The organism is Candidimonas nitroreducens (assembly GCF_002209565.1).
Lineage (GTDB): Bacteria > Pseudomonadota > Gammaproteobacteria > Burkholderiales > Burkholderiaceae_B > Candidimonas > Candidimonas nitroreducens.
Map to the genome: position 1 here is coordinate 172,694 of NZ_NJIH01000007.1, position 11,801 is coordinate 184,494.

Sequence of the window (11,801 nt, forward strand, 5' to 3'; positions counted from 1 at the left end):
CGCAGAAGGACTTTATGGGTCTTGCCTCTGGGCGTCTTGGGGAATGAAGAAACAAAACGAATCGGGCGCGGGCGCTGAAGCCTTGCCCGCCGCGCCTTTAAAGGCGCGGCGGGTGTAACACATGAGCCCCAAACGCCCTAGCTCCGGCTCCGGCTCCGAACGCCAGCTTAGCCCGGCCCTTCCAGCGCGCGGATCTCGGCGCGGCGCCACCACAGCAGCAGCAGCCCGGGCAAGGCGATCAGCACGGTCGCCATGAAAAACGTCGGCCAGCCCAGGTGCTCGACCAGCGGCGGCGTAAGCGGGCCCGCCAAATAGGTGCGGCCCACTGCCGACAAGGCCGACAGCAGCGCGAACTGGGTCGCAGAGAATTCGTGCTTGCACAGCGCCATCAGCAGCGCCACGAAGGCCGCCGTGCCCAGGCCGCCGCAAAGGTTTTCCACCGCCACCACCAGCGCCATGGAATACAGATGCGGCGGCGTGACCGCCAGCACCCAGTAGCCGAAATTCGACACCGCCTGCAATATGCCGAACAGCATCAGCGACCGGTACAGGCCCATGCGCGCCATGAGGGAGCCGCCCAGCAAGGCGCCCACGATGGTGGCGGCCAGCCCGAACACCTTGTTGACGGTACCCACCTCGGACACGCTGAAGCCGGCGCCGCGCAGCAGGAAAGTGGTGGACAGCGCCCCGGCGAAGGCATCGCCCAGCTTGTACAGCACGATCAGCAGCAGCACGGTCATGGCGCCGCGGCGCGAAAAGAATTCCGCCAGCGGCTCGATCACCGCCAAGCCCAGGTTGCGCGGGGGCCGGCCCGGCGATTCGGGTTCGGGGGAGATCAGCGTGACGAACGCGCACAAGGCCATCAGCAGGCCCATCGCGAAGTAAGTGTGGCCCCAGCCCAGCCATTTATCCGCCAGGATCAGCGCCAGGCCGCCGGAGACAATCATGGCGATGCGATAGCCCAGCACCTTGACGGCGGCGCCGGCCGCCATTTCGGGCTTGCGCAGCACGTCGGTGCTGTAGGCGTCGAAGGCGATGTCCTGGGTGGCGGACAGGAATGCCACCCCCACCGCTAAAGCCGCCAGCGCGCCCAGATGGCCCGCCGGCGAGAACAGCCCCATGGCGGCGATGGCCAGCGCCAGCAGTATCTGCATCAGGAAGATCCAGCCGCGGCGCCGCCCCAGAAAAGGCGGCGCGTAGCGGTCGACGAAAGGCGCCCACAGGAATTTGAGCGTGTAGGCCGAGCCGATCAGCGTCAGGAAACCGATGTCCTGCAGCGACACCTTGGACACCGTCGCCCAGGCCTGCAGTGTGCCGCTGGTCAGCGCCAGGGGCAGTCCGCTCGCAAACCCCAGCACCAGCAGCGGCACGACGCGGGGGCTGGTATAGACGTTGGACGCGCTGACGATGTTCTCCCGGATAGGTATGTAGGTATCAGCCTGCGGCGCGCGGCGATTCGAACCGGTACACCGCAAGCGTGCTGCGCCAGCTGGCCAGGAATTTCACCTCGCGGTTCACGTTGAAGGTGGCCAGGTCGGTGATGCGCAGCCCGAGCGAGCGGGCCAGGCCTTCGAAGTCGCGCAGGGTGCACAAATGGATGTTGGGGGTGTCGTACCACTGGTAGGGCATTTCGCCCGTGACCGGCATGCGGCCGGACAGGATCGACCAGCCGTGCGGCCAGTATCCGAAATTGGGGAAGGACACTACGCCCGAGCGCGCCACACGCGCCATCTCGCGCAGTATGTGCTCGGTGTGGCGCATGGACTGCAGGGTCTGGGACAGCACCACCGTATCGAACTGCTGGTCGCCGAACAGCGCCAGCCCGTTCTCGAGGTTCTGCTGGATGACCGACACGCCGCGGCGCACCGAGGCGATGACGTGCTCGTCGTCGAGCTCGACGCCCGCGCCCACCACCGATTTGTGGTCGCGCAGGTAGGCCAGCAGCCCGCCGTCGCCGCAGCCCAGATCCAGCACCCGGCTTTGCGGCTTTATCCAGCTGGCGATGCGCACCAGATCCGGGCGCAGCGCACCCGTGCGTGTCGTGGATTTCTTGCTGCCGGGCCGGCCCGGAGGAGCCGCTGCCGTAGAACGATTGTCGGGGCGGGATGAGGCATCCTGCTTGTCGCTACGCAGCGTCATGCCAGCACTCCGTGGGTACGGCGGCGTTCGGAAAGCCCGAGCTTATACGCGATGCGATCGTAATAGCCCTGCACCACCGCGTGATAGCGCGGATCTTCCAGCAGGAAGGCGTCGTGGCCGTGCGGCGCGTCGATCTCGGCATAGGTCACCGGCCGGTTGTTCTTGAGCAGCGCCTGCACGATCTCGTGCGAGCGCTCGGGCGGGAAGCGCCAGTCGGTGCTGAAGGAGACCAGCAGGAAATCGGCCTGGACTTGCGCCAGGGCGCGGGCCAGGTCGCCGCCCGCCTGGCGCGCCGGGTCGAAATAGTCCAGCGCGCGCGTGATCAGCAGATAGGTGTTGGCGTCGAAATAGTCCGAAAACTTCTCGCCCTGGTAGCGCAAATAGGACTCGACCTCGAACTCGACGTCGTAGCCGTAATGGAAGTCGCCATCTTCGGCCGGCGCGCGCTGGGTGCGGCCGAACTTTGCCGCCATGACGTCGTCGGACAGGTAGGTGATGTGGCCCAGCATGCGCGCCAGGGCCAGCCCGCGCCGCGGCACCGTATTGTGGGCCAGGTAATCGCCGCCATGAAAATCCGGATCGGAAATAATCGAGCGGCGCGCCACTTCATTGAAGCCGATGTTCTGCGCCGACAGGCGCGGCGTGCTGGCGATCACGATGCAGTGTCCGACGCGGGCGGGATAGGTGATGGCCCAACTCAATGCTTGCATGCCGCCCAGCGACCCGCCCATCACGGCGGCGAATCTCTCGATGCCGAAATGATCGGCCAGCCGCACCTGGGCGTGCACCCAGTCTTCTATGGTGAGCACCGGAAAGGACGAGCCCCAGGGCTGGCCCGTATCGGGACGGATGCTGGCCGGCCCGGTGGAGCCGAAGCAGGAACCGATATTGTTGACCCCGATCACGAAAAACCTGTCGGTATCCAGCGCCTTGCCCGGGCCGACCATGTTGTCCCACCAGCCGACATCTTTGGGGTTTTCGCGCGACATGCCGGCCACGTGGTGGGAAGCATTGAGCGCGTGGCACACCAGCACGGCGTTGTTGCGTGCCTCGTTCAGTTCCCCATAAGTTTCCACCGCCAGCTCGTACGAAGGCAGCACCTGGCCGCTGACCAGCGTGAGCGGGTCGTCGAAGGAAATATAAGTGGGGGAAACGTACCCGACGGAACCGGGCGGGACGCCGCCCTGTGCGGCGGCTACGGGAACTTGCGCGACGTCGGTCGCGACTGCAGCAGTAATGACGGCCATACGGACCTCTTTAGCTGGATTTATGAGGCGCCCGCAAGCGGATCAGGCAAATCGGCGCCGAATCGAATGCTCATTTTATCACCATCCACCCAGGCCGCCACACGCTTTTGTCCCTCTGCGTTTTACCCGGCCGATAAAACTTGATACATTAATTTAAAAGTTGTAGTGATAACAAGAGCCTATTTATAACAATAGTGATAATAAGAGCTTCTGCACGGGAGTACGTTAGTATGAATCCTCTAACCGACAGAGAACTCGACTGCCTGAGCTGGGCCGCGATCGGCAAGACCAGCTGGGAAATAGGCGCGATTCTGGGAATTGCCGAACGTACCGCCAATTTCCACATCCACAATGCCTGCCGCAAATTGCAGGTGCACGGGCGCCAGGCGGCCATCACCGCGGCCCTGCAGGCCGGCTGGCTCACCGTCGAGCCAGCGCCCGAAAAAACTCATCCGCCTCATGCTGCGGATACGAGGACGCAGCAGCGGTTACAAGGCCCTCTACCAGGCCATCGGGCAGCAGCCAAAGCCTAGCCTCCATGCGGGCCGCCCCTTTGGGCGACCGGCCGCTGATGGCAAAACGCTGGCCGAACTCGGGCAGTTGCGCGGGGGGCGCGACGTCCAGATTGCGGTACAGGGAAGACAGCACGGCCCGGCCGAAGGCGGCCTGCGCCGCGGCATCATCGCGCAGTGCGTCCGGCCAGGGCGCATAGCCCACGGCAAACACGGTATCGTCCACCCGCGCAGTGGTCAGAAAAAACTCGACCTTGCCGTCTTCATAGGGCAGCACGCGCCGATGGGTTTCGGGCTTGTCGGGAAACGCCGCGACGACGGCGCCGGCGGCGACCGGAGCCTCGCGCCAGTTATAGCGCGGCGAACAGGCCGCCAGAACGGCCAGAGCGGCCAGCATTGCGGCCACCGCCGCGTAGCGCCTCAACACGTAACTTCTCCCCCGAGCGGCATTCATACCAGGCGTCAGTGTACCGCCGAGCCACGCGAGCGGAAGCAGGCTGGAAGCGGGTCGCCGCTAGCGCCGCAAAAAACCGTAAACGCCCGTAAAATCGCAGGCTGACATCAAAGAGACCTACGCGATGACCTCTGCTTCCACCCGCCTCGCCGCGCTGCGCCAGACCCCGCAATTGCTCGAAGGCATGCTGCGCGGCATAGAAAAAGAAGGCCTGCGCGTCGACGGCGAAGGAAACCTGGCGCGCACCCCGCACCCAGCCGTGCTGGGCTCGGCGCTGACCAATCCGCGCATCACCACCGATTATTCCGAATCCCTGCTGGAACTGATTACCGGCACGCACCACACGGTCGAGGGCCTGCTGGGCGAGCTGCTCGATACGCACCGCTATGTGGCCCGCAACCTGGACGCCGAGCTGATCTGGAACCAGTCCATGCCGGCGCACCTGCCCGACGCGGCGGACATACCCATCGCCTGGTACGGCACCTCGAACACCGGCATGCTCAAGCACGTGTACCGGCGCGGCCTGGCCGAACGCTACGGCAAGCCCATGCAGTGCATAGCGGGGGTGCATTACAACTTCTCGCTGCCCGACCAGGCCTGGGATCTGCTGGAAGCCACCGGCGGCACCCCCGGGCGCGGCTCGGCCATGCGCGGCGGCACTATCGAGCAACTGCGCTCGCGCGGCTACATGGCGGCGATCCGCAATTTCACACGCTATTCGTGGCTGCCCATGTACCTGTTCGGCGCCTCGCCGGCAGTGTCCACGCGTTTTCTGCACGGCGCCAGCCATCCCCTGGAGCAGATGGACGCCGACACGCTGTATCTGCCCCACGCCACCAGTCTGCGCATGAGCGACCTGGGCTACCAGAACAAGGCCCAGTCGGAACTGCAGCTGTGCTACAACGACATCGAGACCTTCGTGGCCCGCATGTACAAGGCGGTCACCCTGCCCTGGCCGGCCTACCAGGCCATCGGCACGCATCGCGACGGCCAGTGGATCCAGCTCAATACCAATGTGCTGCAGATCGAGAACGAATACTATTCCAGCATCCGCCCCAAGCGCGCCACCGGGCGCTGCGAACGCCCCGTCACCGCCCTGGCCGAACGCGGCGTGCAATACATAGAGGTGCGCTGCATGGACATCGATCCGTACAGCCCCGTCGGCATCTCGGACGAGGCCAGCCGCTTCCTGGACGCCTTCCTGCTGTTCTGCACGTTCGAGCCCAGCCCGCACTTCTCGGGCACCGGCAGTTGCAGCAACAGCCGCGACAATTTCTCGCGCGTGGTCAAAGAGGGACGCAAGCCCGGCCTGCAGCTGGCGCGCCCCGACGGCCATCCCGACACGGGCAAGGCGGTAGCCCTGCGGGATTGGGGCGCCGAGCTGCTGGATCGCATCGCACCCTACGCCGAGACGCTGGATGCGGTGTACGGCGGCGAACGATACCGCCAGGCCCTGAGGGCCCAGCACCCCAAGCTCGCCGACAGCGAGCAGACCCCCTCGGCGCGCCTGCTGCGCGAACTGCGCGAGAGCCGCGCCACGCTGCATGAATACACGCTGCAGCTAAGCCGCACGCATTGCGAGGCGCTGCGCGACGGCGAGCTGGATCCGGCCAGCCAGCGCGAGCTCGCCGAGCTGGCGGCAAGCTCGCTGCGGGAACAGGCCGCCATCGAAAACAGCGACAGCGAAAGCTTCGACGACTACGTGGCCCGCTACCAGGCCGCGCTCAGGCCGCCACGGCAATCTTGACGCGGGCTGGGCCAGGAGCGTGCACAACTCCCTTCCGCGACACCGGCAATATCGGTAATTTGCCAATTTGCCGCCAGCAACTGAAGGGCACATGAATCGGGAGGCCGTATGAATTTCTCTTCGAGCTGGGTGGTGTACGCGCTGGGTTCCGCGTTATTCGCCGCCCTGACCGCCGTATTCGGCAAACTGGGGGTCATGGGGCTGAACTCGAACCTGGCCACCTTCATCCGCACCCTGGTCATTCTGGCCGTCATCGCGGGCATACTGTCGCTGCGCCACGAATGGCAAAAACCTTCCGGCATCGCGGCATCGAGCTGGCTGTTCCTGATCCTGTCCGGCATCGCCACGGGCTTGTCCTGGCTGTGCTATTACCGGGCGCTGCAACTGGGGCCGGTGTCGAAGGTGGCACCCGTGGACAAGCTCAGCGTGGCCATTGCCATCGTCCTGGGGCTGCTGTTCCTGGGAGAACAACTGAGCTGGCCGCTAGCGCTGGGCGGGCTGCTGATAGTGGCCGGCTCGATCGTCATCATCGCGTTCTGAACGACACGGCCTGCGCGCAGGCCCGCCACGGCGTCCCAGAACAAGCACCCAGCGCCGCCCGCCATATTGCAACCAGATGTATGTAGTGTGGCAGACTGAAAATCCCCAGCACCCCCGGCCAGGCACAGATTCGACGCATTTTGTATCGTCGTGAAACCCAGTTGCCGGCGCAACCCCGCCTGCGCAGGCGGATCGTCCTTTTCGTGGCTGCACGCGGCCCGGCCCAAAAACCGCCCGGCAGGCGGCTCGCCGCCCCTGCTTGCACTTACATGCACTTATGGATAATAAGTCTGTAGGGTTTTCATGCAAATTCTATCAAAACTGGCATAACATATTGTTTCATCTACAATAGCTTGAAAAGTATCGAAAATACAATAAAAGGAAAGTAACATTCCCCAGATACTTCCCAAGCCGAGATCCATTTACCGCCAATAACTCTAATCCTGGAGGGGGGACAGGCAGATTGTCGACAGATCTTCAACTCGATCCCGACCTGGGCACGCAGCCCATCAGCGAGGCATCCCCCGCAGGGGAAGACCCGCGCGAAAACGACACGTACGCTGCCGCCCAGTCCCAGATCGACCGCCTCACGGACATTCATGCCCAAGGTGGCGTCGACTGGGGAATTGTTGCAGCGTCGTCGCAGCAAATCCTGGGACGGGAAGGCAAAGATCTCACGGCTGCCGTATGGCTAACGCTGGCCGGCCTGCATCTGCAGGGTACGACCGGGCTCGCGGCCGGCGTCCACATACTGAACGACCTGATACACACCTACTGGGACACCATGTTCCCGCCCCCGGCGCGCCTGCGCGGCCGCCGCAACCAGATCCAGTGGCTGCTCGATCAGCTGAATGAGCGCCTGCAAGGCGAATTCGACGCCGTGCCGCCCGAGACGCACGGCGCGCTGCTGACCGACTGGGACGCGCTGGATGAATTCTGGCAGTCCAAAGACACCGATCCGCCCGCCATCTTCGGCTTGCGCCGGCTGCTCGCGTCCTTGCCGGTGCTTGCCACAGCAGAACCCACGCCCGCCCCGCCGGCGACTGCCGCAGAGGCCGCGCCTCAGGCCGGCGCCGCAAGCGCCACGCCAGCCGCTGCACCGCCTGCACAAACCGCCACGGCACCGGCGCCACTGGCGGCCACCGTCGCGCCGGCCTCGGGCGCCGATCCCACAGACGCGATAGACGCCGCGCTCACCGGCATGCAGCCGCTCATCGACTGGTGCCTGGAACAAAACCCGGCCCTGCCTCTGCTGTTCCGCCTGAACCGCATCTGCGCCTGGGCCTCGATCAGCGCCGCCCCTCCTGCCACCGGCATCGCCACGCTGCTGCCGGCGCCGCCCGACCAGCTGGTCACGGGCCTGGCCCAGGTCATGCAAGGCACGGAACCGCAGGCCATCGTGCATTTCGTCGAAGCCCGCCTGATCGGCCAACGCTACTGGCTGGATCTGAACCGCATCTGCCATGCCGCACTGACACGCATGGGCGCGCAAGACGCGGCGGCGGTCGTGGCCTTCGAGACCGCGAGCTTCCTTGCCCGCCTGCCGCAGCTGGCGACGCTCACATTCAACGACGGCCGCCCCTTCGCCGACGCCGAGACCCGCGCCTGGCTGGATTCCCTGGCCGCGTCCGCGGGGCCGGGCAGCCAGGGCGGCGCCGACCCCATCGACACGCTGGCGGGCACGGCCAATGCCGCGGCGGCGGCGGGCCAGCTCGACGCCGCACTGGCTTCCCTGCAGGCCGCGACCGGGCAAACCGCCAGCGCACGCGATGCCTTCCGCCTCAAGCTGGCCCAATGCAGCCTGCTTTACAGCTACGACACCAGCGGCGCGGTACGCACCCTGCTCGCGCCTCTGATCCAAGAACTCGACGTCTACCGCCTGTCTCTGTGGGAACCGGGCCTGGCCCGGCAGGCCCTGGAACTGGCGGCGGCCGTCGAACAGCGCTACGGCACCGATCCCGGCGAGACATCCGCGCCGATGCTGGCGCGCCTGGCCGGTCTGGACTGCCACGCCGCATGGCGGTTGTCGCAGACCTCCCCGACTTCCTAAACCAAGGAGAACACAACATGGCTAACGATGGATCTGTTGCCCCGAAGGAACGCGTGAACATCGTCTACCGGCCGTCCACAGGAGACGCCAAGGAAGACGTAGAACTTCCCCTCAAACAACTGGTACTGGGCGATTTCACGCTCAAGGAATCCAGCGTGCCGGTCGACGAGCGCAAGCCCATACAGGTCGACAAGGACAACTTCAACGACGTGCTCAAGGGGCAGGGCCTGGATCTGACCATGGCGGTTCCCAACCGCCTGGCCGAAGGCGAAACCGACGAGTCCATGGCGGTCAAGCTGGAATTCAAGAACATCCGCGACTTCGAACCCGACGCCATCGTCGAGCAGGTGCCCGAACTCAAGCAATTGATCGAACTGCGCGACGCGCTGAAAGCCCTGAAGGGGCCGCTGGGCAACCTGCCCGCGTTTCGCAAGAAGTTGCAGGAACTGATACGCGACGAAGGGGCGCGCGAGCGGCTGCTGGCCGAACTCGGCACCCAGGAAGCACCGGACAACACGCCGAAGGAGTAACACCTCATGAGCCAGGAATCCCCCTCAACCCAGGCCTCGGAAGGCGCCCCGGCCGAACAGGCCGGCGCATCGCTGATCGACCAGCTGATCGAAACCACGCACGTCAAGCGCGGCGACGAAGCCTATTCCATGACCCGCCAGGGCCTGGAAGCCTTCGTCGCTGAATTGCTGGAACCCAGCCGCGCCGAAGAAAAGGTCAGCCAGAGCCTGATCGACGACATGATCGCCGGGCTCGACCGCAAGCTGTGCCGGCAGGTCGACGCCATCATGCACCAGCCCGACTTCCAGAAATTGGAATCGGCGTGGCGCTCCCTGAAGTTCCTCGTCGACCGCACCGACTTCCGCGAGAACAACAAGATCGAGATCCTCAACGTCTCCAAGGCCGACTTGCTGGCCGACTTCGAAGACGCGCCGGACATCACGCGCTCGGGCCTGTACAAGGCGGTATATACCGCCGAATACGGCCAGTTCGGCGGCCAGCCTTTCGGCACCATGATAGGCAACTACGACTTCGGCCCCGGCGGCCAGGACATCAAGCTGCTGCAGTCCATCGCCAGCGTGGCGGCCATGTCGCACACGCCCTTCATCGCCTCGGCCGGGCCGCAGTTCTTCGGGCTGGAATCCTATTCCGGGCTGCCCAACCTGAAAGACCTGGCGGCGGTATTCGAAGGCCCGCAGTTCATTAAATGGAATGCCTTCCGGCAAAACGAAGACTCGCGCTTCGTGGGCCTGACCCTGCCGCACTTCCTGCTGCGCGTGCCGTACGGCGAAGACACGGTGCCCACCAAGAAATTCCGCTACAACGAAGACGTCTCCGAAGGCAACCAGAACTTCCTGTGGGGCAATGCCTCGCTGGCCTTCGCCAGCCGCCTGGCGGACAGCTTCGCGCAGTACCGCTGGTGCGCCAATATCATCGGCCCGCAGGGCGGCGGCACGGTCGGCGACCTGCCCGTCTACAACTATCAGGCCATGGGCGAGACCCAGGTCAAGATCCCGACCGAGGTGCTGATCTCCGAGCGGCGCGAATACGAGCTGGCCGAACAGGGCTTCATCGCCCTGACCATGCGCAAGAACACCGACAACGCGGCGTTCTTCTCGGCCAATTCGTGCCAGAAGCCCAAGTTCTACGGCAACAGCAAAGAAGGCAAGGAAGCCGAGCTCAACTACAAGCTGGGCACGCAGCTTCCCTACATCTTCGTCGTCAGCCGGCTGGCGCATTACATCAAGGTCATCCAGCGCGAGAACATCGGCACCTGGAAGGAACGCACCGACCTCGAAACCGAGCTCAACAACTGGATCCGCCAATACGTGGCCGACATGGACAATCCGTCCTCCGGCGTGCGCAGCCGCCGGCCGCTGCGCCAGGCCGAGATCACGGTGTCCGACGTCGAAGGCGATCCCGGCTGGTACCGGGTCGGCATGAAGGTGCGCCCCCACTTCAAGTACATGGGTGCGTCGTTCACGCTGTCCCTGGTCGGCAAACTCGACAAAGGCTGATTTCCCACCCCTTCAGGCAGGTCATCGCCTGAGCATATTCCGCAACTCGACTGCAAGGAGCAATAAAAATGGCAATGCCGTGCTATCTCACCCTCACCGGTGCCAACCAAGGAAAAATCGAAGGCTCGTGCCAGGTGTCGGGGCATCAAGGAAAGATTCTGGTTCAGGCCATCGAGCATCGCATCGAACTGCCCAAGAGCCCGCAAACCGGCCTGCCCACCGGCAAGCGCCAGCACTTGGGCATCACGCTTACCAAAGAGGTCGACAAATCATCGCCGAAAATCTACCAGGCGCTGTGCTCGGGCGAGCAAATGACGGACGTGCTGCTCGAGTTCTACCGCATCAGCCCGAAAGGCACTGAAGAAAAGTACTACACCATAGAGCTCAAGAACGCAGTCTTCGTCTCCAACCGGCTCTGGGTGCCCAACTGCCTGCTGCCCGAGAACAAGCAGTTGGGCCACATGGAAGACGTGGGCCTGACCTACGAGAAAATCGTATGGACTTGGGTGCCTGACGGCATCGAAGCCGAAGACTCGTGGCTTGCGCCCAAGTAATGCGGCCAGAGCCGCCGTCCGGCGTCTAGTGCCCGTTTGCCCGCCCCATAAGCCAACCGAACAGGACACTAGCCGGCCGCGGCTCGCCCGCCCATCGGCACCCGACTCGTGCAAGAGCAACGCCTCCTGGAACGCATCGCCAGCTTCAGCGCCGGCGGGGGGCGCTCGCACATGACGCGGGCGGAAATCCTGATCGACTCCATCATCGAGCACCTGCGGCGCATCCTCAACACGCGCCAGGGCAGCGTACCCATCGATCTCGATTTCGGCGTACCCGATTTCACCAACCTGGCCGGATCGTTCAGTTCCGGCACCACCCGCGAGATCGTCGACGACATCACCCGCATGGTTCAACGCTACGAACCCCGCCTGAAGAATCCCCTGGTGGAAGTCACCGAAACCCACGAAGGCGTATTGACGCTGGCCTTCTCGCTCAGCGGCCTGGTCGAGATCGACAACATGGACATTCCCATACGGCTGGCCACGCACGTGCTGCCCAACGGCCAAGTTTCCCTGCGGAGGCCATGACAC

12 protein-coding genes and 1 riboswitch are annotated in these 11,801 nt (G+C 64.5%); of the genes, 8 read left to right on the forward strand and 4 right to left on the reverse strand.

The window, feature by feature from the left end:
* Positions 1 to 167 precede the first annotated feature (167 nt).
* From CEY11_RS12915 to metX, 3 genes are all read right to left on the reverse strand, one after another.
* Positions 168 to 1,409 (reverse strand): muropeptide transporter, encoded by a 1,242-nt coding sequence (locus tag CEY11_RS12915; RefSeq protein WP_088604027.1) that lies wholly within the window; start codon positions 1,407 to 1,409, stop codon positions 168 to 170.
* A 25-nt stretch (positions 1,410 to 1,434) separates the two neighbouring features.
* Positions 1,435 to 2,139, reverse strand: a complete 705-nt coding sequence (gene metW / locus CEY11_RS12920) for a methionine biosynthesis protein MetW (protein ID WP_088603816.1) — start codon at positions 2,137 to 2,139, stop codon at positions 1,435 to 1,437.
* On the reverse strand, positions 2,136 to 3,386 hold the full coding sequence (metX, locus tag CEY11_RS12925; protein WP_088603817.1) for a homoserine O-succinyltransferase MetX: 1,251 nt from the start codon (positions 3,384 to 3,386) through the stop codon (positions 2,136 to 2,138). The genes metW and metX overlap by 4 nt, the downstream gene beginning before the upstream one ends.
* Positions 3,376 to 3,454: riboswitch (SAM riboswitch) on the reverse strand. It overlaps the preceding gene by 11 nt.
* A 162-nt stretch (positions 3,455 to 3,616) precedes the next feature.
* Here metX and CEY11_RS25955 point away from each other — a divergent pair.
* A complete protein-coding gene (locus tag CEY11_RS25955) occupies positions 3,617 to 3,919 on the forward strand; it encodes a helix-turn-helix domain-containing protein (RefSeq protein WP_088603818.1) in 303 nt (100 codons plus the stop codon).
* On the opposite strand, the gene CEY11_RS25130 is transcribed toward CEY11_RS25955, so the two are convergent.
* Complete coding sequence (locus CEY11_RS25130; RefSeq protein WP_143322815.1) at positions 3,807 to 4,325, reverse strand: hypothetical protein; 519 nt, start codon at positions 4,323 to 4,325, stop codon at positions 3,807 to 3,809. The two genes, CEY11_RS25955 and CEY11_RS25130, sit on opposite strands and share 113 nt — an antisense overlap.
* A 151-nt stretch (positions 4,326 to 4,476) precedes the next feature.
* On the opposite strand from CEY11_RS25130, the gene gshA reads away from it, so the two are divergent.
* The 7 genes from gshA (at position 4,477) to tssE (ending at position 11,798) form a co-directional block, all read left to right on the forward strand.
* Entirely contained in the window at positions 4,477 to 6,099 is a 1,623-nt protein-coding gene (gene gshA / locus CEY11_RS12935; RefSeq protein ID WP_088603819.1) for a glutamate--cysteine ligase, read from the forward strand.
* Between the two features lie 108 nt (positions 6,100 to 6,207).
* The gene (locus CEY11_RS12940) at positions 6,208 to 6,639 is read left to right on the forward strand and encodes an EamA family transporter (RefSeq protein WP_088603820.1); all 432 of its coding nucleotides are present in this window, start codon (positions 6,208 to 6,210) and stop codon (positions 6,637 to 6,639) included.
* Positions 6,640 to 7,102: 463 nt separating this feature from the next.
* On the forward strand, positions 7,103 to 8,689 hold the full coding sequence (gene tssA / locus CEY11_RS12945; RefSeq protein ID WP_233154864.1) for a type VI secretion system protein TssA: 1,587 nt from the start codon (positions 7,103 to 7,105) through the stop codon (positions 8,687 to 8,689).
* Between the two features lie 17 nt (positions 8,690 to 8,706).
* Positions 8,707 to 9,219, forward strand: coding sequence for a type VI secretion system contractile sheath small subunit (gene tssB / locus CEY11_RS12950; protein WP_088603821.1), 513 nt, complete (start codon positions 8,707 to 8,709; stop codon positions 9,217 to 9,219).
* 6 nt (positions 9,220 to 9,225) lie between these two features.
* A complete protein-coding gene (gene tssC / locus CEY11_RS12955) occupies positions 9,226 to 10,716 on the forward strand; it encodes a type VI secretion system contractile sheath large subunit (RefSeq protein WP_088603822.1) in 1,491 nt (496 codons plus the stop codon).
* A 68-nt stretch (positions 10,717 to 10,784) separates the two neighbouring features.
* Positions 10,785 to 11,270 (forward strand): Hcp family type VI secretion system effector, encoded by a 486-nt coding sequence (locus CEY11_RS12960; protein ID WP_088603823.1) that lies wholly within the window; start codon positions 10,785 to 10,787, stop codon positions 11,268 to 11,270.
* Between the two features lie 108 nt (positions 11,271 to 11,378).
* A complete protein-coding gene (gene tssE / locus CEY11_RS12965) occupies positions 11,379 to 11,798 on the forward strand; it encodes a type VI secretion system baseplate subunit TssE (protein WP_088603824.1) in 420 nt (139 codons plus the stop codon).
* Positions 11,799 to 11,801: the final 3 nt, after the last annotated feature.

Coding starts and splice junctions, on each gene's coding strand:
- tssB (WP_088603821.1), top strand. CDS start 8,707: ATGGCTAACGATGGATCTGTTGCCCCGAAGGAACGCGTGAACATCGTC.
- CEY11_RS12940 (WP_088603820.1), top strand. CDS start 6,208: ATGAATTTCTCTTCGAGCTGGGTGGTGTACGCGCTGGGTTCCGCGTTA.
- tssC (WP_088603822.1), top strand. CDS start 9,226: ATGAGCCAGGAATCCCCCTCAACCCAGGCCTCGGAAGGCGCCCCGGCC.
- CEY11_RS12960 (WP_088603823.1), top strand. CDS start 10,785: ATGGCAATGCCGTGCTATCTCACCCTCACCGGTGCCAACCAAGGAAAA.
- gshA (WP_088603819.1), top strand. CDS start 4,477: ATGACCTCTGCTTCCACCCGCCTCGCCGCGCTGCGCCAGACCCCGCAA.
- metX (WP_088603817.1), bottom strand. CDS start 3,386: ATGGCCGTCATTACTGCTGCAGTCGCGACCGACGTCGCGCAAGTTCCC.
- metW (WP_088603816.1), bottom strand. CDS start 2,139: ATGACGCTGCGTAGCGACAAGCAGGATGCCTCATCCCGCCCCGACAAT.
- CEY11_RS25955 (WP_088603818.1), top strand. CDS start 3,617: ATGAATCCTCTAACCGACAGAGAACTCGACTGCCTGAGCTGGGCCGCG.